This is a genomic window from Alitiscatomonas aceti, from assembly GCF_025567195.1.
Lineage (GTDB): Bacteria > Bacillota > Clostridia > Lachnospirales > Lachnospiraceae > Alitiscatomonas > Alitiscatomonas aceti.
The window spans coordinates 117,803-140,946 of the sequence record NZ_JAOQJF010000006.1; the positions used below are offsets into that span (position 1 = coordinate 117,803).

A 23,144-nucleotide genomic window follows, 5' to 3' on the forward strand; every position below is an offset into this window, starting at 1 on the left:
GATATTGTGGATAACTTACTTCTTAAGGAGATTTTCCCCCACTTTTACTATATCTCCGGCCCCCATAGTTATCAACAGGTCGCCGGATCCACATTTTTCCAGAAGAAATTCTTCAATTTCTGAAAAGCTGGGGAAATACCAGGCATCTGTTCCAAGACCGGCGATCTTTTCCGCCAGCATGGAGGAGCTGATCCCCAGGGTATCGGTCTCTCTGGCCGCATAAATGTCTGCCAGGACCACATGATCCGCAGCAGAAAGGGCTTCGGCAAAATCATCCATCAGCGCCCTGGTCCTGGTATACGTATGGGGCTGGAACACGCACCACAGCTCCCGGTGGGGATAATTCTCCGCCGTGGAAAGGGTGGCCGCGATCTCCTGGGGATGATGGGCGTAATCGTCGATGATGGTAACGCCGTTCAATACACCCTTTTTCTCAAACCGGCGGTGGGTGCCCCGGTAAGCCAGAAGGCCGGCGCAGATATCCCCATCGTCCACGCCCAGCTCCCGGGCTGCGGCAAAGGCTGCCAGGGAGTTATACACATTGTGCATTCCCGGCACGCCTAAGACGACCGTGCAGACCTTCTTCCCGTTCTCCAGAAGCTCATAGGACGCGCAGGCGCTTTCGTCAAAGGCCACATGGGCCGCGCTGTACCTGCTCCTTACCGGATCGCTTCCCACAGTGATCACCCGGCACGGAAGTCCTTTACAGATCTCCTCATATTCCCGGATATCGCTGTTTATGATCAGGATGCCATCCTCTGGCAGAAGCCCTGCAAACCGCCTGAAGGAGTTCCGGATATCGTCGATATCCTTAAAGAAATCCAGATGGTCCGCCTCGATGTTCAGAATGATCTCCATGGTGGGAAAAAAGGACAGGAAGCTGTTGGTATATTCACAGGCCTCGGTCACGAACATCTCCGGGCCGCCCACACGGATATTGCCGCCGATGGCGTCCAGCATCCCCCCTACGGAAATGGTGGGGTCCTTCCGTGCCTCCATCAGGATCTCCGTCAGCATGGATGTGGTGGTGGTCTTTCCATGGGTTCCCGCCACGGCCACCGACTGGTTATAATTTCTCATGATCTGGCCCAGAAGCTCCGCCCGGGTAAGGATCGGGATGGACCGTCCCGCTGCGGCTGCATATTCCGGGTTGTCGGGATGGACTGCGGCCGTATAGACCACTACGTCGGTCCCTTCCATAATATTCTCCGCTTTCTGTCCGTAAAAGAGCTTTGCTCCGTGGGCCTCCAGCTTCTTTGTGAGCTCCGACTCCCTGGCGTCGGAACCGGATACGGTAAATCCCCTTTCCAGCAGGATCTCCGCCAGACCGCTCATACTGATCCCGCCAATGCCGATAAAATGCACATGGCAGGGACGTTCAAAATCTATATGATACATGTATCTGCTCCTCTCGGTATATTCACCTTTATCATAGCACATAAAAAGCAGAAAATCCATAGGATCCAGGCCCTGGATCCCTGCTCTTCAGGCCGCTTCTGCCGCCAGGAACCTCCGCTCTCCCGGGGCGGATGCCTCTTGGCGCTAAAACAGCTCCTCCCGGTATGGTTCCAGCGCTCCCAGAAGAATCTGGCCCAGGATCCCAACGGCCAGGATCTCCCCGGCACCCACGGTGATCATCATGAACCATACCATGTCCCCAGAGCCATAGGCGTATTTTAATACCCACGGAATGATCAGCGTATTGGCTGCAATGGGGGGAAGGGAGACCAGATACCGGTTTTTTCTGAAAAGCCGGGAGCCCACGGCTCCCATCAGCGTTGCAAGACTCCCGAATACCATGTCCAGGGCTGCGGCCCCGCCCAGGAGATTGGAGATCAGGCAGCCCAAAAATACCCCGGGCACCGCCGCCGGGGTAAAGTATGGAAGGACGCACAGGGCCTCAGAGATCCGGAACCGGACCGGCCCGAAGCTGATGGGACGGAAGGCCATGGTCAGGACCACATAGACCGCGGCGATGGCCGCTCCCTGGACCATCTGCTTTACGCGGCTGTCCGGCCCCGGGAACCGGCGGCTCCTGTCCTCCGGCCTCCCTGCCGCCCAGACCGTTCCGTCTTCCCCAGACGTTCCTTCCCGCCGTCTTCCGACGATCCATAAAAGCCCCGTAATAAGGGCCGCTCCCGTACTGTCGATCAGAACGTCTGTGACCATTCCCGCCCGGCCCGGTACAAAAAGCTGGTGAAGTTCATCGGTGCAGGCATAAGCCACGGTCACCGCCAGGGCGGCCTTCAGCCATTTCTTCCAGGGAAGCTCCCACTGGAACAGGGCGAATAAAACAGTCAGATGGAGCACCGCAAATTCCGTAATATGGGCAGTCTTCCTTACCGGTGTGGCCAGGAGACCGCACAGATCATGGACCTGCTCCGGCGACAGCCGGTCCGTAAGCCCCACGGCCTCCGCCGTCCACAAAAGCGCTCTGGTAACGCTGTCGCTCATTTCCGTGGACACGTCCGCCGGCTGGGCCGAAAACCAGAAAATGGCTGTCATGATCACCAGCGCCGGGATCCATGCCAGATATTTTTTCATAATACGCATACTCTCTTTCTAAAACATTTTACAGGGAGATCTCACCCCGGGCCCTGGCTCTCCGGTCCTCAATGGAATGGATCACCGGAACCATAAAGATCGCCACGATCCCTCCGGCAAAGCCGTTGTTATACAGGTTCATTCCTCCGTAGACGATGCCCACATTTAAAGCCACCGATGAGTGGAGGAAGCCGGCCAGGATCCCCACGATCCAGCCAAATTCCCCGGCTACGGGAGCCAGGGTCGTGGAGAATAAAAGCGCCAGCAGAGGAGACGGCTGGTTCACATGCCAGTGCTTGGTGAAACCGCCCAGGACCACTCCAAACATAATGGGGGCAATATTTCTCAGATGCTTTCCCGTGGAGCAGAAGCCCACGATGGTAAAGATCCCGCCAATGGTGGGGCCGTTCAGATCTCCTCCCACGGCCGCCACGAACAGGGTGGCGAACAGGCCGCACAGCCCCATATTGAAGGTGGTCGCCGGCCCGCCCTCGCTTTTCAGATAATCGGTGCCGGAAATTCCCGTGGTCTTCAGGATCCGGCCATAGGCGGCAAATACCTCTTTTCCCCCAAGGACCAGGGCTCCTCCCATCATGGACAGGAACAGGCCGCAGAGCACAAAGAGAAAGAGCCGGTTGTTTCCCGTGGACCAGATGAGCCGGGATTCCGTCGTTACTCCAAAGGATTTCATCACCGAAACCACCACTGTGGCGATGATACCGGAGGCAAAGCCTACATTATAAAGAGAATAGCCCTTATGGGCATAGTGGACATGGGTAGCCAGAGGCGGCAGCACAAAGCCGATGGCGATCCCCACCAGGATGCTTAATGGCAGCCTGGCCAGGTATGGAAGCTCTGTGATATACATGATCTGGGTAATGATCGGGGACAGACTGGTACCGTAAAATCCGATGTAAATATATCTGGACATATGGGTCTTATGGTATTTGGAATACAGATACACCCCCAGTAAGATCGCCCATATATTCATCAGATTCTTTCCAAACAGGGAAAATCCGAACATCAGACAGCTGGATGTGATCGTATGGCCGTCCATCTCCATTCCCAGGAAATAGATGGTTCCGATGGCAGCCAGGGTAAGAATACCCGCGTTGATGAACGCCGCTCCGATCCCCCCGACGAGGAAATAATCGGTGATCAGGAAATCCGGCTCTTTTATGATCCGCCAGAGTCCTGGTATGATGTCCGAGAGAGGCTGGATCATCAGTCCCACCACAATAAAATACAGCGGGATCAGCGCCAGAAGACCAAATTTTTCTGCACGTATATATATCCTGTTTCTGCCCATACATTCTCCTTTTTCTTTGTATTTCCCGTTTATTTTACTATAAAAACGCCCCCACTGTAAACAGCGGGGGCAAAATTTCCAGGAAAAATACGAACAGGACAGCCAGAAGCTGCCTTCCGGTCAGCGGATCTGGGACAGGATCCCGGGATCTTTGATCCGGTCGTCTTCTGCAAACAGCAGGATCTTTGACAGGATCTCCGCCGTCTTCGGATCGTCGTCCACAAAGGGAAGGAAGATCCGTCCCCGGTGCTGGGAGTGGACGGGCACCACAAATACCATGGCGTTTCCCATCTGATGGACAACTCCGCTGCCCAGATGGACCGTATACTGCCCCAGCTTTCCGTCAATGAACGCATGGGTCTTTTCCAGACGGACATTTTTCAGCCTGAACAGCTCCAGGCTGCACTGGATGATGGCGCTGCGCATCTCCACCGTGGACCGGCTGGTCTCCGGATCCACGCCTCCTGCATGAGCCGTACTGACAGCCAGATCCACATCCCGCATCACCTCACTGTATATGACGTCGGGAATCTCCCGTATCCTCAGAGGCTTCATGCTCTTTCTGTCATAAAATACCACAGCTTCCAGAGTCGGAGCCTCAATATCGCTGGGAGAAAACCAGTCGGCCATGGCATAGATCCGGGCCACGATATTTTCCCTGTAATAGACCTTCTGGAGGCCGTCCTCATAATCGGCCACCCAGCGTCTGGTCCGCAGGGTCCCCGCCGTTTTCTTCGGCTGGATCTGATTTCCCGCAAACATGGCTGATTCTGTCTTTTCCAGTTCCTCCTCCAGCTTCACATACAGCTCCCGGAACACCTGTTTAAAGGGCTGGCGGATCTGTTTTTCAAATAACAGCCTCTGGTACTGGTGCCAGCAGCCCTTCTCATAAAGATCCCAGGGATGGGCAATGAGAAATCCTGTGTCCTCCTGGACTGGGGTAATGGCTCCTGTCCAGTCCACCAGGCCTTCTCTGGTCAGAAGCCCCAGCGCCGCCTCCTGCTGCTCCCCGGAAAGCCCAGCTTCCCTGTCCGCCTGGTCCGCTCTCAGAAGTACCAGAGGCGTCACAATGGGACCTGCCACCGGGTTTTCCTGAAGTTCCAGAAGCTCCCAGGCTTCAAAGACCGTCCGGTCCTCCATGGCCTGCTCCATCATCTGCCTGGTGCGGCTGTACTGGTCCTTCAGCTGCTTATGGACCTCCTGATACCGCAGGACTGTCTCATTCTTTTTAAACCTGGAGGGCACAGACTTCAATGTCTTTCCTCCCTTTTCGCAGACAATGGAGCTCTTCCCGTCCTCAGCCACAAAAAGGCGGATCTTTGTTCCATCCTCCAGCACGTCTCCTTCAAACAACGCCCTGGATTCCTCTGCAAGATGGGCCTCCATACGCAGCACCAGGCGGGTCACATCCGAAAATCCGGCGTTAGAGCTTAAATTCCGCAGAGCCAGCTCTGCCGCCCTGCCTTCGCTGGCACGCCTCTGGGCGCCAAACCGGCGGCTTTCCTTTTTAAACTCCTGGATAAAGCGGTAGCGTTCAAAAAGGATCTTATCCTTCTCCGCCCGGTCCTGGGGAAGCGGCAGGAGCCCCAGGCTCATCAGCAGGTCCTTATTTCTTTTCTCCCGGATCTCCTGGACCAGAGCCTCATACCTGGTATTTCCCAGGGCTGCATCCGCATACTTTCTGGCACGGCCATGGGCCGTTCCGGAGGAGGAATATTTGGCCGCATCGTAAAGCAGCTTAAAATTTTCCTCTCCCAGCTTTTCATACGCCTCAAAAAACCAGTGGATATCAAAGGCTCCGTCGCGCAGCTCTTCCGGGGATAAGGGCGTATATCTGGCGATCACAGACCTGGCGTACTCATCCATCCATTCACTGGTATGGGCCATAAAATAATAGCAGCCGCTCTTAAAGCCCGGAAGGTTTAAATATTCCTCCACCATGGGGATCCACTGCTCTGCATACATGGCCATCTCCACCAGACGCTTTTTCGTGATGTCGGTCCCCTGGAGCGCGCGGCCCAGATCTGCTGCCGTTTCTTCCGGCGCCGGGCGGCAGACCTTCAGAAGATGGCTCAGGACAGAACGGCGGCTGGACCCGCCCGAATAATAAGAATACTGGCTCCGCTCCAGCGTATCCTTCCCCAGGGCCGTTAAGATCTGCACCAGCACCGGGATCCCGTAAACCACACGGATGCTTCCTATGGAGCTGGAAAAGGGCGTCTCCTGTTCTCCCCGCTTTAGCTCCACCTGGAGCACTGCCGGGACGATCTCTTTATAAAGCGTATGGGCCAGGGTCATTTCCGGCATTTCCTCTCCAATGGTATCAAAACGGTATTTCCCGTCCTCTGGTCTTATTTTTCCCCGGCCAAAAAACCGGTCCAGATCCCCGGGCCTGGCGTCCCGTCCTGCCACTGCGCCTTTCTGTTCCACGAGGCTGATGGGAGAGAGCAGGCTTCCGATCCCCAGGAATTCAAACACTGCCTTATAAAACAGATCCTTGTCCCAGATCCCTCTTACATAGCACTGGACCAGGTCCGAAAGCTCCAGGAAGGAATTTTTCCTGCTCTGGTATCCGGCCAGAGCCCGTTCACCGCTTCTTTTATCATACCGGGCCTTTAGCTGGAACCGCAGGGCAAACGCAGTTCCCCAGTCCTCTTCTCCGGCCATCCCCAGCCAGGAGATCAGCTCTGCAAAGACCGGAAGATCGGCCGAGCGCTTCCAGACACGTTCCACTTCACCATTCCAACGGCTTTCCTGTACCTCATAGCTCTCATTTTCATCATTTAAAACGGAAACCAGCTTTCCAACGGCAGGCAGCGCCGACGATACCAGCTCTTCCCGGGGCACATATTGGAAAAACAGGCAGTCGATGACCGTCCTTGCCTGGGCTCCGAACCGGAGTCCTTCCACCAGCTCCGTAAACGGCGGCTTCTTTAAAAGCCCCTTTCCAAACACCTTTTTGTAAAGCTCCGTATTTTTCCGGTAATCTCCCTTCCTCTGGCGGCAGGCCTGATACAGGTACAGCTCCGTCAGAAGCTTTGTGGACCGGATCTCTTTTCTGTAAAACTCCTCCCACATTTCCCGGAAGGGATACTCGTCCAACGGCCCCATTTCAGGATCCTCCGCATTCCTCCACCGGCATCTTCCAAGCTCTGCTCCCAGGGTCTTTTCCTCTCCCCAGACTGTCGTATACTCCTTAAACTGATTGGCTTCCACAAGGCTGTTTAAAGCCTTGAGCACCCGGATGCATTCCTTTTCCCCATATGAAAACAGCTCCGGTGCCTTTTTGATATCCGTCTTTATTTCTGGAAGGACAAACTCCTTTTTCGTATCATAAAAGCCATAGCCTGGTTTTTTCAGGATATCTTCTCCATCCCCGTCCTTTCCGGTCAGCTGGGCCAGAAGCACCTGCTCCCTTCCCGTGGGGTTCTGGAAGGCCGCAAGGGCCGGACGCAGGGCTTCAAACGCCTCCGGAGCATCCTTCTTCATACCCAGAGCCAGATCCAGGGCCCCCATATGGCACTCCTCGGATTTTTCTCCCAGGAGCCTGGCCACACATTCCCGGAGCTTTTCCGGACTCTGGCGGCGCAGCAGGGAAAGGGTCTCCGTGCGGCCCTTTTTATATTTCAGATTCGCTTCCAGCTTCCGGTAATCCCTGTCGTCCAGATCCTCCAGGGCCTTTGCCAGACAGAAGGCTGAGGACACCGTATATTCCTCCGGGTTATGGAGAAGCTCAAACAGGATATCTCTCCTGGCGCGGCTCTCTGGTCTGTATAAAAGCAGCCGGGCGGTCATGGCACGGCTGGCCCCATATACCTGGCCCTGGCCCACCACTGGGATCAGAGCCGCCGCCTCGTCCAGATACGTTTCATCCTGGAGCATCCAGGCGATCACACACATACGCGCTGCCAGGTCGGACCGGCTCATGGTCACCCGGTACCAGGGGAAGATGCACGGATCCAGGTCCAGGCCCTTTTTGGGGATGCGTTCTATGGCATTCTTAAAGATCCCGTAGATCTTCCTGGCCTCTTCTTCGTTCTCAAACAGTCCATACGCAGTCACCGGAAGCTTTTCCGGCTCGGAGGCCTCCTCCCGCTCCACAGAAAACCATCCCGTCCGCTTTCCCCAGACCAGGTCCGACATGATGGAATACAGGCTTCCCATAAAACCTGGAAGATAGCACGCCATCAGCTCCAGGTCCTCCGGATATGTAAGAAATACCTCTCTGGCCGCCCGGGCGCTAAGTCTCTGATCCTGCAGGGAGCGGTTAAAATAAGAGGCAGTCAGCTTCTGGTTTTTCGTTCCGTTCTTTATCAGCTCCAGCACTGCCTCTACTCCGGCTCCGGCGTCGTAAAAGCCTTTGGCCCAGAGGGCGCAGCTGATGGCCACCGAATCATTTGAGCGGAGCTGCTCCTCACAGAACTCCGGCTCCCGCAGGCACTTTCCCATCAGATGCAGAAGCTTATTGCTGATCCGGTCTGCACTGTTCTCATCAAAGATCCCGATCCAGGTGCCCACCGCCCGCTTTACAGAGGAAAAACGGATCAGGTCATGATCCTCGATCACCTGGAATAGGGAAAGGAACGCCTCCGGACGGCCGGCATCCATGGTCTCACAGACCGCCTGCCGGGCCCCCTCCTGGAGCCTGGCCGCCAGAAGAAAATCCCCCAGCACCTTATAAAGCCCGGTATCTCTGCTCATGACGATGCCGCGGATCATTTCGTGGCTCAGCATTGCCGTATTATTTTCTCCGTACAGGATCTCCCGGACTGCACGGACCGTCTCCTCCCTTCCCAGGTCGATCTGGGCCGCCAGTATCCCGGCATAGGGCCAGCTTTCCGTCCTGGCATGGTCATAGATCTCAGGATCCGTCTTCCCCGTCAGGATCTCTGCCAGACTGGCCTTATAAAATTTAAGCTGGGAATACGCCCATAAAAGACTCACGCTCTGCCGGACAAAGGGAATATATTCTTTTGTCCGCAGACTCCTTCTGTACCATCCGGCCGTCATCTGGAACTGGTTCATCTGGTCCAGGGCATAATAAAACTCCTCTTCCTGGCCCTCCGGGACGCAGACCCTCACCAGGCCCGGCAGCTCCCTCTTATAAATCTCGCTTAATGTCCCGGCCTCCCCGTTTTCCAGAACCCTGGTCATCCACTGGAGAGGCTCGGTCTTTACAGAGTAATACGGATCCGGAAGCAGCTTCTTCTCCATTCCGGTCAGATCCTTTCCTGCTTCCTTCGCCTCCAGGATCCGCTGCTCCGTCAGCTTCTTTCTCGTTTCGTAGGTAAATCCTCCCATACATTCCCTCCCTTTACCATCCGGCCAGCATCGTCAGCCGTACAAAGGTAAATACAAGTCCATCGTGCCACGGGAGCACCTGCCCCAGCTCCGTCAGTTCCTCGTCATCAGCAAAGATCCGGTAGATCCCGTCTTCAAAACACTGGACCGCATTCTCCACCGCCTGGTCCGCATCCGCATCGTTCCCTCCTCTGAGGCCGAAGGAGATCTTTCCCGTCACAGCCTGCTCCTGGATCGTCTTACTGGTCAGCCAGGGAACGATCTGCCCCGTATCCTTCCTCTCGTTATACTGGCGCACCCCCAGGCATACCAGTCCTTCCACCAGCTCCTTCACAGTTTCCGGTCTGGATTCCAGAAGAAACTCCACAGGCTCCACGGCTCCCTGGTTCTTTTTCCCCAGCTTCCGCATCCGAACTTTTATGGTATACAATCACGTCTCCCCCTTCCGGCGATCTATCATGTTCCCATTATATCATACTCCATTCATCGAACTCCAGTTCTATTTTCTTACATTTTTATAACGTGCCGCTGGTTCCCCCTGCGCTTTTCTTCTATTTTAATACGCCAGTCAGCCATGGCAGGCCCAGGGAGACAGCCGGCACAAACGTCACCAGGAGAAGTCCCGACAGAATGGCTCCGTAGTACCAGAGCATATAGGGCATGACCTCAGACAGCGAGGTCTTTCCCACCTTTATGGCGACAAACAGGGTATTCCCCACAGGAGGCGTGATATTTCCAATACATAGATTGTAGACCAGGATCAGGCCGAACTGGACCGGATGCATACCAAAGGCCTCCACCACCGGAAGAAACAGCGGGGTGAAAATAAGAATGGCCGGGGTCACATCCATGAAGGTGCCCGCCAGAAGAAGGACGGCGTTCATAATGAGGAGCAGGGCCGCCGGACTGGATGTAAATCCCAGAAGAGCGGCGGAAACTGCCTGGGGGATCTGTGTGAAGGCCATGACCCAGCCCAGGATATTGGACACTCCGATGAGAAACACCACCATACCGCTCATCCTGGCGCTGTCGGTGACGATACGCCAGAACGAACGGACCGTGATATTCCCGTAGCAGATCCCCAGGACCAGGGCGTATAATACGGCAATGGCTGCTCCTTCTGTGGCCGTGAAGATCCCGGCTATGATGCCTCCGATGACCACCACGATAAGGGTGAGAGAGGGAATGGCCCGCAGAGCGGCTCTTCCCAGATTCTTCCAGTCATATTTTCCGGCGGCTCCCCTGTATCCCTTTCTCCCCGCTGCCGCCACCGCCACGGCAATACAGCAGGCGGCCCACAGAAGACCGGGCACATAGCCCGCCAGGAACAAAGCCGACACAGAAACGCCTCCGGCCGCCAGAGAATATGTGATCAGAGCGTTGGACGGCGGGATCAGAAGCCCCGACGGCGCAGAAGCCCCGTTGGACGCCGCGCAGAGAGCCGGATCATAGCCCTGCTCCTCTTCTCCGTCCCGCACCATGCTTCCCACGGCGGCAGCGGCTGCCGACGCAGACCCGGAAATAGCCCCGAACAGGGCGTTGGCCCCCACATTTGCCACCAGAAGAGAACCGGGAAGTCTTCCAAGGACTGCCAGCACAAGATCCACCAGCCGTCCGGCGATTCCTCCCTGGTTCATAAGGTTCCCGGCCAGGATAAAAAACGGAATGGCCGTAAGGCTGAACCGGCTCATTCCCACAAAGATCCTCTGGGCCGCCGTCACCACCGCCGCATCCGCGGAGACCGTCGCCAGAATGGCCGCCAGGGAAGAAATTCCAATGGAATAGGAAATAGGCACCCCCAGCGCCAGAAAAACCAGCATCACGCCTAAGATCGTCCAAAGTGCGTTCCATGCCATGGGTCAGCCCTCCCTTCCTGTTTTCAGGATCTCCCAGAGATTCAATCCTGTATACACCACACAAAGTACGCCGCTCACCGGAAGAACCGCATAAAAGAAGCCCACAGGAAGCCCCAGGGATGAAGTCATTTGTCCCATGGCCAGGTCTGTGATCTTCATCCCTCCATAAAAAAGAATGACCACAGAAAAAAGAAGAGCCACTGTCTCAGAGAAAACAGCCAGTCCCTTTTTTAACCCTGGCCCCAGCCGTTCCGTCAGCAGCGGGATATTCATGTGCCCTCTTTCACCAGTCACCAGGGACGCCCCGAAAAAGGCCATCCACCCGAACATATAGGACACCAGCTCCTCGGACCAGGACGACGGATTTTTTAAAAGATACCTGGTAAATACCTGCCAGCAGGTAAGGACCACCATAGCCAGGAAGCTGACGCCGGAAAGGATCTCCAGGGTGTGGTCCAGAACGTTTCTCATCTTCTCCATGATCTCCTCCTATTGGCCGGACGCATACATTTCATTGTATTTCCGGATCCTCTCATATAAAGGCCGGAGGGCGGGATTTCTTTCAAGGACCATCTCATGGAGCGGCAGTACCGCCGCTGCGAACGGTTCCCGGTCCGGATAGAGAAAGGTCACCTTCTGCTCCTTTTCCGCCTTCTCCCTGGCCGCCTCCACAGCCTTCCCCCACTCCTCCTGCTGCACCCGCTCCAGCTCTTCAAAGCCCTCCTCAAATACGGCTCTTTCCTCTTCTGTCAGGCTCTCCAGGAACCCATAGTTCCCGATCAGAAGATCCGGGACCATCTGGTGCATGTCATAGGAGTAATACCGGCATACATCCCCGTGGCCATTGTCCGTCAGGGCCATCTCATTATTTTCTGCCCCGTCGATGACGCCGGACTGAAGGGCCGTATAAACGTCCCCAAAGCCCATGGGCGTCGCCGACCCGCCCAGAAGCCGCATCATTTCAATATTGGTGGGGGACTGCTGGACCCGGATCTTTAGCCCCCGCAGATCCTCCGGCCGTTCCACAGGCTTTTTTACTGTATAAAAATTTCGCGTTCCCGCATCCAGCCAGGCCACCGCCGTAAAGCCTGCCTGTCTGGTGGCTGAAAAAACAGGCCCCGTCACTTTCTCATCCTCCATGGCCCCATGGTACGCCTCTGTGCTCTGGAACAGGTAAGGGAGGTTAAAAAGCTCATAATCCTTGCTGAAGGTCTCCAGAATGGCGTTGCTGGCCACACAGAAGTCCATGGCCCCGGTCTGGGTCAGCTGTACCATATCCGTCTGGGAGCCCAGGAGCTCGCTGGGATACACCTCCACCCGGAACCGGTCCCCCAGCCTTTCCCCGATCATTTCCTGGAAGGCAGTCAGCGCCAGATGGGTCGGATGGTTCACCGACTGGTTGTGGCCGATGCGGACGATCCGGCGGGAATCGGTCCGGGACCCGCAGCCGCTTAAAAGCGCCAGAAGCCCGGCTGCCAGGACCGCGCCCGCCGTAAGTCTCCTTTTTGCAGACTTCTCTTTCTTCATACCTGCACTGCCTCCGCTCCCGGTACAGAAAACCCAAAATACCGCACCGCATTTTCGTAAGAGATCCCCCGGACGATCCGGGAAAGGGCCTCCCAGTCCGCCGGATACTCCCCGTTCTCCACCCAGCGCCCCAGGACACCGCATAGGATCCGCCGGAAATATTCATGGCGGGGATAGGATAAAAGGCTCCTGGAATCCGTCAGCATTCCAACAAAGCTCCCCAGAAGGCCCAGGCTTGCCAGACTCTTTAACTGCGCCTCCATGCCATCCTTGTGGTCATTGAACCACCAGGCACTTCCCTGCTGTACCTTTCCCAGGATACCGTCTCCCTGGAAGCAGCCAATGAGAGTGCCGATGACCGCATTGTCCGCCGGATTCAGGGAATAAAGGATGGTCTTTGGCAGCTCCCCGGTCCGGTCCAGGGCGTTCAGATAATCCGCCAGCGGCCCGGACCGCAGAGGGCTTAAGATACAGTCTGCGCCGGCATCCGGCCCAAGGCCCGCATACAGACGGCTGCTGTTGTCTCTTTTCACGCCGAAATGCAGCTGCATCACCCAGCCCCTTTTATGGTATTCCCGGCCCATCACAGCCAGAAATGCCGTCCGGAACGCCGCCATCTCCCTCTTTTCCGGCATCCGGCCCGCAAGCCGCCAGGAAAAGATCGTTTCCACCTCTTTCCGGGACGCCTCCGCATAAGGGACATATGGAAGGCCGTGATCTGCGGTCACACAGCCCATGGAATCAAAAAAGTCCATGCGTACTCTCAGGGCGTCCAGGAGAGACGAAAAATCATGGATCTTCCGTCCGCTGGCGGCTTCCAGCCGTTCCAGATACGCCGGATAATCGGTTCTTTCCAGGCTCATGGCCCGGTCCGGTCTCCAGGCCGGAAGGACCTGTACAGGAAAGCCCGGATCCTCTGCCAGCCTGCGGTGCCATTCCAGAGGATCGGCCGGATCGTCAGTGGTACATAAAACCTTCACTCCCGACTGGCGGATCAGCCCCCTGGCTCCCATGGACGGCTCCTTAAGCTTCTCCCGGGTCAGCGCCCAGACCTCTTCTGCTGTCCTTTCATTGAGGACTCCGCCGTACCCGAAATACCGCCTCAGCTCCAGATGGCTCCAATGGTACAGCGGACTGCCCGCCGCCAGTTCCAGGACCCCGGCCCATTTCTGGAATTTTTCCCAGTCGCCTCCATTTCCGGTGACCAGTTCCTCCGGCGCCCCGCCGGCCCGCATCAGCCTCCACTTATAATGATCCCCGCCCAGCCACGCCTGGGTGAGATTTTCAAATCTCCGGTCCTCAAAGATCTCCCTGGCGTCTATGTGACAGTGGTAATCGGCGATGGGCATGGGCTCAGCATACGTATGATACAGCCGCCTGGCCGCGTCCGTATCCAAAAGAAATTCTTCATCCATAAACGGCTTCATGGTCTCACTTCTCCCCTTTCCCCAGGGCGTGCAGAGTCCTTCTGACCATGCCCGGCCCCGCTGCCATTTCCGTGAAATACTCTGTCACCCGGTCTGCCAGTCCGGCCTTAAAAAGATCCACTCCAAAGACCGCCGCATCCGACAGGACCGGCCGGAGAGCTTCCCTGATCTCTGGTCCCGGCACACCTTCTGGCCGGAGAACATGCTCCGATCCCCGGATATGCTCCATCTGAAGACAGCCTCCCAGCTGTATCCGTTCCAGCCGCCGTCCCAGCCTTTCCGCCATGGGATCCGGACTCAGCTCCATGAGCCTGCCATCATCGTCCACGGCCATCCGGTACCGGAGCCATCCGGCCAGCACCAGAGGGATCCCCCGGAGCCGGTCCATATCCAGATCCGGAGACTCCATATACGCCTTTATTGTCTCCCCGAACCGCACAAAAAGCTTCTGGGACGTGTCTGTGGCGATACGCTGGGGAGAATCCGGCAGGAACGGGTTGGGAAACCGGACTGTAAGCACTGTATCCAGAAATTCCCTGGGATCCAGGATCCCCGGATCTGTGACAGCCGGCAGCCCCTCCTCATACCCGATCCGCCTTAAAAGGGAGGCCAGATCCCTGTCCTTCATCTCCTCGGAGATCTTCTTATACCCCAGGAGACAGCCGAATACCGCCAGCGCCGTGTGAAGCGGGTTCAGACAGGTACATACCTTCATTTTCTCTGCTTTTTCCACAGTTTCCCGGTCTGTGAATAAAAAACCGGCCTTTTCCAGCGCCGGACGTCCATTGGGAAAATCATCCTCGATCACCAGATACTCACATTCCTCTGCGTTTACAAAGGGAGCCGCATACGTATTTTTTGCCGTCACCACAGGCTCCATGCCCGTTAATCCGTCCTCCTCCAGGATCTTAAGCACATCCTGCCCTGGTCTGGGGGTGATCTTATCGATCATGGTCCACGGAAAAGCCACCCGGCTCCGGTCTGTCACATATTCCAGGAAGCCCCGGTCTGCCAGCCCGTTTTCACACCATTTTCCGGCAAACGTCTCCATGGCCTCCAAAAGCCGGTCCCCGTTGTGGGAGCAGTTGTCCATGCTGACCATGGCAATGGGCTTTCTCCCCGCAAGGAACCGCCGGTACAGAAGCCCCGCCACCTGTCCCATATAGGTTTTGGCCCGGTCCGGCCCGTTTTTAAAGTCCTCCTCAGCTCCGGAAACGCCATATCCCTTTTCTGTGATGGTAAAGGACGCGATCTGCAGCGAGTCCATGGTGAAGATCTCCTTTAATCCGTCCAGGCCGTAAGAGGCCAGGACGCTTCCCACCACCGTCTTTTCCACCGTTCCGTCGGCCTTTAAGGTGACCAGGACCGAATATTCATCGTGGGGCCGGTTCACCCTTTCCAGGATCTCCGTATCGTAGCCCTCGGCGGCCACAAGCCCCCGGTCCATGATCCCCTGGTCCAAAAGCTCCTGGACTGCCCTGGCCGGAAATGCCCGGAAAATATTTCCGGCACCAAAATGGACCCAGACCGGTCCCCGCCCGGTGGCCTCCCGGACGGCCTTCCGGTCAAACTCCGGCAGCTTATATCCCCGCTCCGTCCACCACTTCCGCTCTCTTAAACCTTTCTCATTGAGCTCCATTCACCTTTTCCCCCTTTTCAATGGCCTCCCAAAGGCCGTTTAAATAGGCCGCTCCCAGGGCCCTGTCATAAAGCCCGTACCCGGGCATGGCCTCCTCTCCCCAGATCATCCGCCCGTGGTCCGGCCGTATGGGACCGGAAAAGCCGGTGTCATAAAGGGCCTTCATGATCTGGTACATATCAAAGCTGCCGTCTGAGGACAGATGAGCCGCCTCCTCAAAATCCGTGGGGGAATTGAACTTAAGGTTCCGCACATGGGCAAAATGGATCCTGCCCTTCAGGGCGCGGATCATGTCCGGCAGATCGTTGGCGCGGCTGGTGCCGAAGGAACCGGTACAGAAGGCCACACCATTATGGGGATCGTCCACCATGTCCATGATCCGGAGCACGTTTTCTTTATTGGTCATGATCCGCGGCAGCCCGAACACGCTCCAGGCCGGGTCGTCGGGATGAATGGCCATCCGGATGTCGTATTTCCGGCATATGGGCATGATCTGCTCCAGAAAATACCGGAGATTTTCAAACAGCCGTTCCTCATCCACGTCCCGGTACATGGCAAACAGCTCCTTTACCCGGGCCATGCGCTCCGGCTCCCAGCCCGGCAGGACCGTGCCGTTCATATCCCCGGCAATGGAGGAAAACATGGTCTCCGGGTCCAGCCGGTCCACCGCCTCCTGGGTGTAGGCCAGCACCGTAGACCCATCAGGGCGCAGCCGGGCCAGCTCCGTCCTGGTCCAGTCAAACACTGGCATAAAGTTGTAGCACACCAGATGAATGTCCTCCTGGCCCAGGTTTTCCAGTGTCTCTATATAGCGGCCGATATACACATCCCTGTCTGCCGCCCCTGTTTTAATGGCGTCATGGACATTGACGCTCTCGATCCCGGAAATATGGAGCCCGGCGGCCTCCACCTCCTGTTTCAGCGCCCGGATCCGCTGCCGGCTCCACACTTCTCCCGGCTTCGTATCGTAAAGCGTCGTGATGACCCCGGTCACGCCGGGGATCTGGCGGATCTCCTTTAAAGTAACCGTATCAAACCCTGTCCCATACCACCGCAGTGTCATTTCCATCCCATACAACCTCGCTTTTTGAAAAATTCATATGCTTTGGGATTAGTATGCCGCCTGGGAAAGAAAATATGTGCAGGCACACAGACCCGCGGAGTGTTTTTATATCATAGGACGTTCTTTCTTATAACAGAATAAAGCCCCGGGCCTGAGCCCGGAGCCATTTTTACAGCTTCAATACCTGGAGTACCTCTTTCATCCGTCCAGTCAGGTATTTCTTCTTATTATATGCAATAAAATACTGACGTTCCAGAGTATCGTCCGTCAGCTTCACCTCCTTAAGCCGCCCAGCGGCGAGCTGCTCCGCCGCCAGCTCCCTGGGGAGGATCGTAATGCCGAAGCCCTCCTCCGCCAGCTTTAAAAGACTCAGATCGCTGATGCTGTCCACCACCGGCCTGGCGCTGCATCCGTGGGACTCAAACATGGCGTCAATGCAGACCCGGTTCCCGCTTCCCTTTTCCCGCAGGAGCAGCCGGTACCCCGCCAGCTCCTTCACAGTCACCGGCCCATGGGGGCCGTAGGAGGGGGCGCAGACCGCCGCCATCTCTCCCCGGAATAAGGGCTGGATCACCCGCCTGGTCTGGTCCTTCAGCCCATCCACCACCGCAAAATCGATCTCATTCTCATTCAGCTTCTCTTCAATGGTCACGGTGTTCCCCACCAGCACCTCCATATGGATCCCAGGTATTTTTTCTTCCAAAAGCTTCAGCATCCCTGGGAGAAACGTTTCTCCCACTGATACATTGACTCCCATACGGCATCTGGCCATGGAGGTTCCGTCCCGCAGCACCGCCTCCGCTTCCTCAAACTGATCCAGGATAGAATCCGCATATTCCCTTAAGGTATTTCCCGCCTCCGTCAGATAGATGGTGCGGTTCATACGCTCAAACAGCTTCACCTGGTAAAAGCTTTCCAGCTCCTTTATAGCAACACTGACTGCCGGCTGGGTCATATTCAGCTTCCCGGCAGCCGCAGTAATGCTCTGGCATTCACACACGGTCTTAAAAATGTACATATGGCGGACCGTCATACTGGTTCTTCCTTTCATAAATAAATATTTATATATTTTATTTTAATATATATATTGATTTATGTCAAGAAAACCGTTATAACAATAGGGAACACAACGAAAAGGAGATATGTATGGAGAATCGAAACAAAACTCTTCTGGAAATATTCCTGACCTTCCTAAGAATCGGCGCATTCACCTTCGGCGGCGGCTACGCCATGATCCCGCTGATCCAGAAGGAAACAGTGGAAAAACACGGCTGGATCTCTGACAGGGATATCCTGGAGATCGTTGCCATAGCGGAATCTACTCCCGGTCCCATTGCCGTCAACTCGGCCACCTTTGTGGGCTACCGGGTCTGCGGCTTCACCGGAGCCCTCTGCGCCACTCTGGGCGTCGTCCTCCCGTCCTTCCTGGTCATCACAGCCATCGCCTTTGTGCTCCGGGAATTCCAGTCCATGAAGGTGGTCCAGTACGCCTTCTTCGGGATCCGCGCCGGAGTCCTGGCCCTGATCCTGAAGGCCCTGTGGTCCATGTACCGCCAGTGTCCGAAGAATCCGGTTTCCTATGCCATTGCGGCCGGTTCCTTCATCCTGGCGGCCATCCTGAACGTCAACGTGCTTCTGGTGCTGATCCTCTGTGCCGCCGCAGGCTTTCTTGCATCCACCATTTCCTTAAGGAGGGCTGAATCATGATCTATCTGGAGCTTTTCTGGACATTTTTTAAGATCGGCGCATTCACCTTCGGCGGCGGCTACGCCATGCTGCCCCTGATCCAGGCCGAGGTGGAATCCCATGGCTGGATGGCCTCCGCTGACCTTGTGAACTTCGTGGCGGTCAGCGAAAGCACCCCCGGTCCCTTTGCTGTAAATATTTCCACCTATGTGGGAACGGAGCTGGCCGGGATCCCCGGAGGGATCTTTGCTACCCTAGGCGTGGTCCTCCCGTCCTTCCTGATCATCCTTTTGGTGGCCCGGTGCTTTGAGGCCTTCCGGAACAGCCGGATCGTAAGCGGCTGCATGGCTGGTCTAAAGCCCGCTGTCATCGGCCTCATCGGCACTGCCGTCCTCTCCGTTGGAAAGACCGTTTTCTTCCCCCAGGGCTTCTCCACAGACGTCCTGGGCGGCATGAGCTTTTACATCTCCCTGGCCATCTTCCTTCTGATGACCGTACTGGCCTTCAAAAAAGTCCATCCGATCCTTCTGATCTGCCTGTCAGCCGTCATCGGGATCTGCGCTGGTTATGGGCTGGGGCTGCCAGTGTAGATGTGGATATGAAAAAAAGCCCGCCAACAGGCAAAAAATCGCCCCGGCCGCACGGCCTGAGCGATTTTTGTTTCTGATCTATAATTCTCTGTTCCCTCTCTGAGCACATCCGTATCCTTTTTCTCCCATGCCCGGATCTCCTGGATTTTTTTCATGAAAAATCAAGAAAATACAAAGACTTTGGATGCCAGAGCCAAAAAAATCCCCCCAGCACCCACAAACTTGAAAAGTTCTGGGTACTGGGGGAAAATATCCAGGCCGTGGTTCTCTCTGCCCGCTTTATCCCTCCGCCTGGGGCATCCGCGCATTCTGAACGAATCCGATCAGCTGGCCCGACAGCACCACCGTTAAAAGGGATACGGCGATGCGCTTCAGATCCAGATAGGATAAGGACAGCGCCAGCACCAGCAGGTCGCTGGCCAAGTACGGGATCCGGATATCGCTCTTTGTAACACGGCAGATACTCATGGCCAGGGCGTCGTCGCCGCTGGGGGCTCCGCCGGCCCTCACGCAGAGTCCCGCGCCGATACCGATGAACAGCGCTCCCACGATGGCTGCCGTCAGCGGCATATCCGCTAAGCCCGGCCAGAGTCTCGGGAACTGCTCAAACACCGCATAGGAAGCGGAAAACGTAAACCCGGCAATGGTGGAATAAAGAATAAACGACCAGCCCAGAAGCTTCCAGCCCACCAGATAGCAGGCCGCATTCATAATAAAACCGGTAATGGCAGGAGAAAGATCCAGCCAATAGTTTAACAGCAGTGTCATTCCCAGGATCCCGCCCTCCGTAACGCCGGAAAGCGAATGGACGTTATAAAGGCCAAACGCCATGATACTGCTGCCGATCATACACAGTGCTATTTTTCTTCTGTCTAATTGAATTTTTTTCTTTGAAACCATAATATCCTTTCTTTACAACGATCTCTGTCCGCCGTGATCCGTCCGGCCTGGTCCTTTCCGACACGACGGCCCGCCCTCATTACCCGAGGACCGAAAAATTCACGTCGGACAACACATTCAGCATCTGGCAGAACTTTTCAATATCTTCCTCTGAAAACATTTCTGCGATCTTCTTTACCGCCAGGCTATCCTGTTTTTTATATATTTTGTAGTTGGGAACTGCCTCCTCATTGATGGACAACAGATTCTGGCGCCGGTCTTTGGGATCCGGCGTTTTGACCACCAGCCCCTGGCGGATCAGCTCATTGATCTTTAGCGTTACTGCTGGTTTTGATACGCACAGCATCTCCGCGATCTTGGACGCCGTCAGCCGTCCGTCCATAGCGTAGATCAGCTCCAGGTACAGAAGACTGTTGTAGGTAATATTTTCGTCGATGAACTGCCGGTTCATCAGGCGCAGATCGCATAAGGCGGTGCTGTAATAAAAAGAATCCAGTGCCCTTCTCAGTTCCATTATCTACCCCCATTTTTCATTTGTTTTAGCCATAATAATTATTATAGCTTAACTATATAGAAATGTCAAGCCCCTGGAACAGTTCCCTCTTTCCGCCTGTGAGAACGCATTCGTGCCACTAAAAAGGCCGCCCGTCAGTTTCCTGACAAAGCGGCCTTTTCTCATTGGTAAATTAGCACTTAACTACGTTTACAGCGCGCAGCTTCTTGCTGTTCTTCGGATCCTGCTCAGTATCGAAGGTAACTTTCTGACCCTCTTCCAGAGTCTTGAAGCCCTCGCCTACGATAGCGGAGAAGTGAACGAATACATCGTCGCCGCCGTTGTCGTTGGAAATAAATCCGTAGCCTTTCTCAGAATTGAACCACTTAACTGTACCGTTATTCATTTTGGTACCTCCATAAATAAAATTTTCCGCACTGCCCTCAATAAATCCCCTTACATTTCTGTCGGCCTTTATTCAAGAAAACTCACATGCATCTGTAATTCATTTAACGTGCAAATGACTTACAAAATTGCATGTGAGTTCAATAATGCATCGGAATTACTGTAACAATATCACAAATCCGTCTGCCTGTCAATTATATTTTCCTGTAATTTTCCAGAGTTTTTTACAGGCCTCAGCCAGTCTGTTTTTACGGGCTTTTTACGCCTGGCTTACCGTCTTTCCCTTGAATACAATCCTCTTTGTTTCAAGCGTTTCCTTATCCAGCAGGACAAACGTAGCTTCCTTTCCCTCTGTCAGGCTTCCGATCCGGTCCTCCATTCCAATGGATCTGGCCGGGTTATAAGAAGCCGCACGCACCGCATCCGCCACCGGGATCCCAAACTTCACAGCCTGGCGAAGACATCCCATAAGGCTGGTCACAGAACCTGCCAGCGTCTCCGGATGGCCCAGAAGCGTTGCACGGTTTCCATGGACCTCGATCATCTGGCCGCCGAAGGGATATTCCCCGTCGGGCATTCCTGTGGCCCGCAGGGAATCGGAGATCAGGATCATGCGTTCTGCCCCGAACATGGCGAAGGTGGCACGGATCACACTGCCGTGGACATGGATCCCGTCGCAGATGATCTCGGGCATGACCTTCTTATTATCAAAGGCCGCTCCAATGACTGCCGGCTCCCGGTGATGAAGGGACGGCATGCCGTTATAAAGATGAGTGGCATGGTCAGCTCCCGCCGCAAAGGCCGCGCTGGCGGTTTCGTAATCGGCAACTGTATGGCCAATGGAAACATGGATCCCTTCCTCAGCCGCAGCCTGGATGAATTCCATGGAACCCGGCTGTTCCGGAGCCAGAGTCACCAGCTTCACAAGACCTCTGGCGTCTGCCTGGAGTCTTTTTAACATGGGCACATCGGGATCATGCAGGAAGTCACTGTTCTGGGCTCCCTTTTTTGCGCTGGAAAGGAACGGTCCTTCCAGATGGACGCCCACCAGCTCTGCACCGCCGCTGTTTTTCTCCTTATGGGCTGCGGCATTCTTACAGATCAGGGAAAGCTGGTCCTCGCCCAGGGTCATTCCTGCCGGGCAGATATACGCCACGCCCTCGGACAGCTCATAATCTGCCATGGCCTGGAGTCCCTCCGGAGTCGCATCGCTGAAATCCTCACCGACGCATCCATGGAAATGAACGTCCACCAGCCCCGGGATCACATAGCAGCCGGAGGCATCCACAATTTCCCCGTCGCTGCTGGTCCCCGCAAATACAGAGCCGTCTGTGCAAAGATCCTTTTCACAAAAACCGTGTTCCAGGTCGAACACGCTTCCGCCGGTTATCCGCATATTTCTACCCCCGTTCCCTCCAGTTTGGAGAGAGCCGCCTCGTCACATACCAGGACAACATCCGGATGGAGCTGAAGGATCGAAGCCGGACACTCCGGTGTGATGGGGCCGCATACAGTCTTATAGATCGCGTCAGCCTTATCTGCACCGCTGGCGATCAGAAGAATACGGCGGGCAGCCATAATGCAGCCGATGCCCATGGTCAGGGCCTGCTTCGGCACATCGTCAGCGCTGGCGAAAAACCGGGCGTTGGCTTCGATGGTGCTCTCTGTCAGATCCACCACATGGGTTTCCTTTACAAAATGATCGGATGGCTCATTGAATCCGATATGGCCGTTTCTGCCAAGTCCCAGAAGCTGAAGATCTGCATATCCAAAGGATTTTACCAGCTCATCATACCTTCTGCACTCCTCCTCCGGATCCTCTGCCAGGCCGCTGGGCACATATGTATTCTCCGGGAGGATATCAATATGGTCAAACAGATTTTTCTGCATGAAATAGCGGTAGCTCTGGTCGTGGTCTCCGGAAAGTCCCTTATACTCATCCAGGTTCACGGAGTGTACTTCCTTAAAGCTGAAATCCCCTCTCTGGTTCCATGCTGCAAGCTGTTTGTATGTTCCAATGGGTGTAGAACCGGTTGCCAGGCCCAGAACGCAGTCCGGACGACGGATCACCTCAGCAGAAATAATGTTCGCTGCACGACGGCTCATGGCGTCGTAGTCCTTTTCACGGTATATTCTCATAATTTTTCAGTCTCCTTTCCTTATACATACTCCATCCCTATACAGGATGTTTTTCATAAAGGATTGTATCACATTTTTACCCCTGTGTCATCAGAAACAGGCCGGCACTTTCATAACAATTCTAAACCTCACATTTTCTTATGAAGCCAGTGACAAGCACGTCCCATTATGTTACCTGACTTCCGTCGTTTCTCTCAAAACATAGTACTCAGGAGTCCAGGAGGATACAGTTCTGAAAAAGATTGTTGATTTCTTTTTCAGTGAG

At 55.3% G+C, this 23,144-nt stretch carries 19 protein-coding genes and 1 pseudogene; 2 read left to right on the forward strand and 18 right to left on the reverse strand.

The window, feature by feature from the left end; translation table 11 throughout:
* Positions 1–15: 15 nt before the first annotated feature.
* From murC to OCV69_RS04710, 13 genes and pseudogenes are all read right to left on the reverse strand, one after another.
* Positions 16–1,398, reverse strand: a complete 1,383-nt coding sequence (murC, locus tag OCV69_RS04650; RefSeq protein WP_022274085.1) for a UDP-N-acetylmuramate--L-alanine ligase — start codon at positions 1,396–1,398, stop codon at positions 16–18.
* 144 nt (positions 1,399–1,542) lie between these two features.
* The gene (locus tag OCV69_RS16955) at positions 1,543–1,995 is read right to left on the reverse strand and encodes a QueT transporter family protein (protein WP_262563005.1); all 453 of its coding nucleotides are present in this window, start codon (positions 1,993–1,995) and stop codon (positions 1,543–1,545) included.
* A 120-nt stretch (positions 1,996–2,115) separates the two neighbouring features.
* A pseudogene (locus OCV69_RS16960) lies at positions 2,116–2,553 on the reverse strand (VanZ family protein); the annotation flags it as partial.
* A gap of 19 nt (positions 2,554–2,572) precedes the next feature.
* Positions 2,573–3,853, reverse strand: coding sequence for a DUF1576 domain-containing protein (locus tag OCV69_RS04665; protein ID WP_022274083.1), 1,281 nt, complete (start codon positions 3,851–3,853; stop codon positions 2,573–2,575).
* A 120-nt stretch (positions 3,854–3,973) separates the two neighbouring features.
* Positions 3,974–9,154 carry a DUF4132 domain-containing protein gene (locus OCV69_RS04670; RefSeq protein ID WP_158357885.1) on the reverse strand — a complete coding sequence of 1,727 codons (5,181 nt, stop codon included), beginning with the start codon at positions 9,152–9,154 and terminating at the stop codon, positions 3,974–3,976.
* Between the two features lie 13 nt (positions 9,155–9,167).
* Positions 9,168–9,584, reverse strand: coding sequence for a hypothetical protein (locus OCV69_RS04675; protein ID WP_262563002.1), 417 nt, complete (start codon positions 9,582–9,584; stop codon positions 9,168–9,170).
* A 121-nt stretch (positions 9,585–9,705) separates the two neighbouring features.
* Positions 9,706–11,010 carry a TRAP transporter large permease gene (locus tag OCV69_RS04680; protein ID WP_158357883.1) on the reverse strand — a complete coding sequence of 435 codons (1,305 nt, stop codon included), beginning with the start codon at positions 11,008–11,010 and terminating at the stop codon, positions 9,706–9,708.
* Positions 11,011–11,013: 3 nt separating this feature from the next.
* Positions 11,014–11,490 carry a TRAP transporter small permease gene (locus OCV69_RS04685; RefSeq protein WP_158357881.1) on the reverse strand — a complete coding sequence of 159 codons (477 nt, stop codon included), beginning with the start codon at positions 11,488–11,490 and terminating at the stop codon, positions 11,014–11,016.
* Positions 11,491–11,499: 9 nt separating this feature from the next.
* The gene (locus OCV69_RS04690) at positions 11,500–12,537 is read right to left on the reverse strand and encodes a TRAP transporter substrate-binding protein (RefSeq protein ID WP_158357879.1); all 1,038 of its coding nucleotides are present in this window, start codon (positions 12,535–12,537) and stop codon (positions 11,500–11,502) included.
* Positions 12,534–13,964: a glucuronate isomerase gene (uxaC, locus tag OCV69_RS04695; RefSeq protein WP_158357877.1), complete on the reverse strand. Its 1,431-nt coding sequence runs from the start codon at positions 13,962–13,964 to the stop codon at positions 12,534–12,536. Before uxaC ends, OCV69_RS04690 begins: the two co-directional genes overlap by 4 nt.
* Before the next feature lie 4 nt (positions 13,965–13,968).
* Complete coding sequence (locus tag OCV69_RS04700) at positions 13,969–15,603, reverse strand: mannitol dehydrogenase family protein (protein WP_158357875.1); 1,635 nt, start codon at positions 15,601–15,603, stop codon at positions 13,969–13,971.
* A complete protein-coding gene (gene uxuA / locus OCV69_RS04705) occupies positions 15,590–16,672 on the reverse strand; it encodes a mannonate dehydratase (RefSeq protein WP_158357873.1) in 1,083 nt (360 codons plus the stop codon). Before uxuA ends, OCV69_RS04700 begins: the two co-directional genes overlap by 14 nt.
* Positions 16,673–16,835: 163 nt before the next feature.
* Complete coding sequence (locus OCV69_RS04710; protein WP_262427713.1) at positions 16,836–17,699, reverse strand: LysR family transcriptional regulator; 864 nt, start codon at positions 17,697–17,699, stop codon at positions 16,836–16,838.
* Positions 17,700–17,812: 113 nt separating this feature from the next.
* On the opposite strand from OCV69_RS04710, the gene OCV69_RS04715 reads away from it, so the two are divergent.
* Together OCV69_RS04715 and OCV69_RS04720 are read left to right on the forward strand one after the other, a co-directional pair.
* Complete coding sequence (locus OCV69_RS04715) at positions 17,813–18,373, forward strand: chromate transporter (RefSeq protein ID WP_158357869.1); 561 nt, start codon at positions 17,813–17,815, stop codon at positions 18,371–18,373.
* Positions 18,370–18,942 (forward strand): chromate transporter, encoded by a 573-nt coding sequence (locus OCV69_RS04720; RefSeq protein WP_158357867.1) that lies wholly within the window; start codon positions 18,370–18,372, stop codon positions 18,940–18,942. Before OCV69_RS04715 ends, OCV69_RS04720 begins: the two co-directional genes overlap by 4 nt.
* A gap of 279 nt (positions 18,943–19,221) precedes the next feature.
* Here the strand turns inward: OCV69_RS04720 and OCV69_RS04725 are convergent, their stop codons facing one another.
* The 5 genes from OCV69_RS04725 to nagB all read right to left on the reverse strand — a co-directional run bounded on the left by OCV69_RS04725 (position 19,222) and on the right by nagB (position 22,879).
* Positions 19,222–19,842, reverse strand: coding sequence for a DUF6198 family protein (locus OCV69_RS04725; protein WP_158357865.1), 621 nt, complete (start codon positions 19,840–19,842; stop codon positions 19,222–19,224).
* A 79-nt stretch (positions 19,843–19,921) separates the two neighbouring features.
* A complete protein-coding gene (locus OCV69_RS04730; protein ID WP_158357863.1) occupies positions 19,922–20,356 on the reverse strand; it encodes a MarR family winged helix-turn-helix transcriptional regulator in 435 nt (144 codons plus the stop codon).
* Between the two features lie 172 nt (positions 20,357–20,528).
* Positions 20,529–20,741 carry a cold-shock protein gene (locus OCV69_RS04735; protein WP_022274068.1) on the reverse strand — a complete coding sequence of 71 codons (213 nt, stop codon included), beginning with the start codon at positions 20,739–20,741 and terminating at the stop codon, positions 20,529–20,531.
* A gap of 258 nt (positions 20,742–20,999) precedes the next feature.
* Positions 21,000–22,136, reverse strand: a complete 1,137-nt coding sequence (nagA, locus tag OCV69_RS04740; protein ID WP_158357861.1) for an N-acetylglucosamine-6-phosphate deacetylase — start codon at positions 22,134–22,136, stop codon at positions 21,000–21,002.
* Complete coding sequence (gene nagB, locus OCV69_RS04745; RefSeq protein WP_158357859.1) at positions 22,127–22,879, reverse strand: glucosamine-6-phosphate deaminase; 753 nt, start codon at positions 22,877–22,879, stop codon at positions 22,127–22,129. Before nagB ends, nagA begins: the two co-directional genes overlap by 10 nt.
* Positions 22,880–23,144: the final 265 nt, after the last annotated feature.

Excerpts from the sequence above, each read along its gene's own strand:
- murC (WP_022274085.1), bottom strand. The coding sequence starts at position 1,398 with ATGTATCATATAGATTTTGAACGTCCCTGCCATGTGCATTTTATCGGC.
- OCV69_RS16955 (WP_262563005.1), bottom strand. The coding sequence starts at position 1,995 with ATGGTCCAGGGAGCGGCCATCGCCGCGGTCTATGTGGTCCTGACCATG.
- OCV69_RS04665 (WP_022274083.1), bottom strand. The coding sequence starts at position 3,853 with ATGGGCAGAAACAGGATATATATACGTGCAGAAAAATTTGGTCTTCTG.
- OCV69_RS04670 (WP_158357885.1), bottom strand. The coding sequence starts at position 9,154 with ATGGGAGGATTTACCTACGAAACGAGAAAGAAGCTGACGGAGCAGCGG.
- OCV69_RS04680 (WP_158357883.1), bottom strand. The coding sequence starts at position 11,010 with ATGGCATGGAACGCACTTTGGACGATCTTAGGCGTGATGCTGGTTTTT.
- OCV69_RS04685 (WP_158357881.1), bottom strand. The coding sequence starts at position 11,490 with ATGGAGAAGATGAGAAACGTTCTGGACCACACCCTGGAGATCCTTTCC.
- OCV69_RS04690 (WP_158357879.1), bottom strand. The coding sequence starts at position 12,537 with ATGAAGAAAGAGAAGTCTGCAAAAAGGAGACTTACGGCGGGCGCGGTC.
- uxaC (WP_158357877.1), bottom strand. The coding sequence starts at position 13,964 with ATGAAGCCGTTTATGGATGAAGAATTTCTTTTGGATACGGACGCGGCC.
- OCV69_RS04700 (WP_158357875.1), bottom strand. The coding sequence starts at position 15,603 with ATGGAGCTCAATGAGAAAGGTTTAAGAGAGCGGAAGTGGTGGACGGAG.
- uxuA (WP_158357873.1), bottom strand. The coding sequence starts at position 16,672 with ATGGAAATGACACTGCGGTGGTATGGGACAGGGTTTGATACGGTTACT.
- OCV69_RS04710 (WP_262427713.1), bottom strand. The coding sequence starts at position 17,699 with ATGACGGTCCGCCATATGTACATTTTTAAGACCGTGTGTGAATGCCAG.
- OCV69_RS04715 (WP_158357869.1), top strand. The coding sequence starts at position 17,813 with ATGGAGAATCGAAACAAAACTCTTCTGGAAATATTCCTGACCTTCCTA.
- OCV69_RS04720 (WP_158357867.1), top strand. The coding sequence starts at position 18,370 with ATGATCTATCTGGAGCTTTTCTGGACATTTTTTAAGATCGGCGCATTC.
- OCV69_RS04725 (WP_158357865.1), bottom strand. The coding sequence starts at position 19,842 with ATGGTTTCAAAGAAAAAAATTCAATTAGACAGAAGAAAAATAGCACTG.
- OCV69_RS04730 (WP_158357863.1), bottom strand. The coding sequence starts at position 20,356 with ATGGAACTGAGAAGGGCACTGGATTCTTTTTATTACAGCACCGCCTTA.
- OCV69_RS04735 (WP_022274068.1), bottom strand. The coding sequence starts at position 20,741 with ATGAATAACGGTACAGTTAAGTGGTTCAATTCTGAGAAAGGCTACGGA.
- nagA (WP_158357861.1), bottom strand. The coding sequence starts at position 22,136 with ATGCGGATAACCGGCGGAAGCGTGTTCGACCTGGAACACGGTTTTTGT.
- nagB (WP_158357859.1), bottom strand. The coding sequence starts at position 22,879 with ATGAGAATATACCGTGAAAAGGACTACGACGCCATGAGCCGTCGTGCA.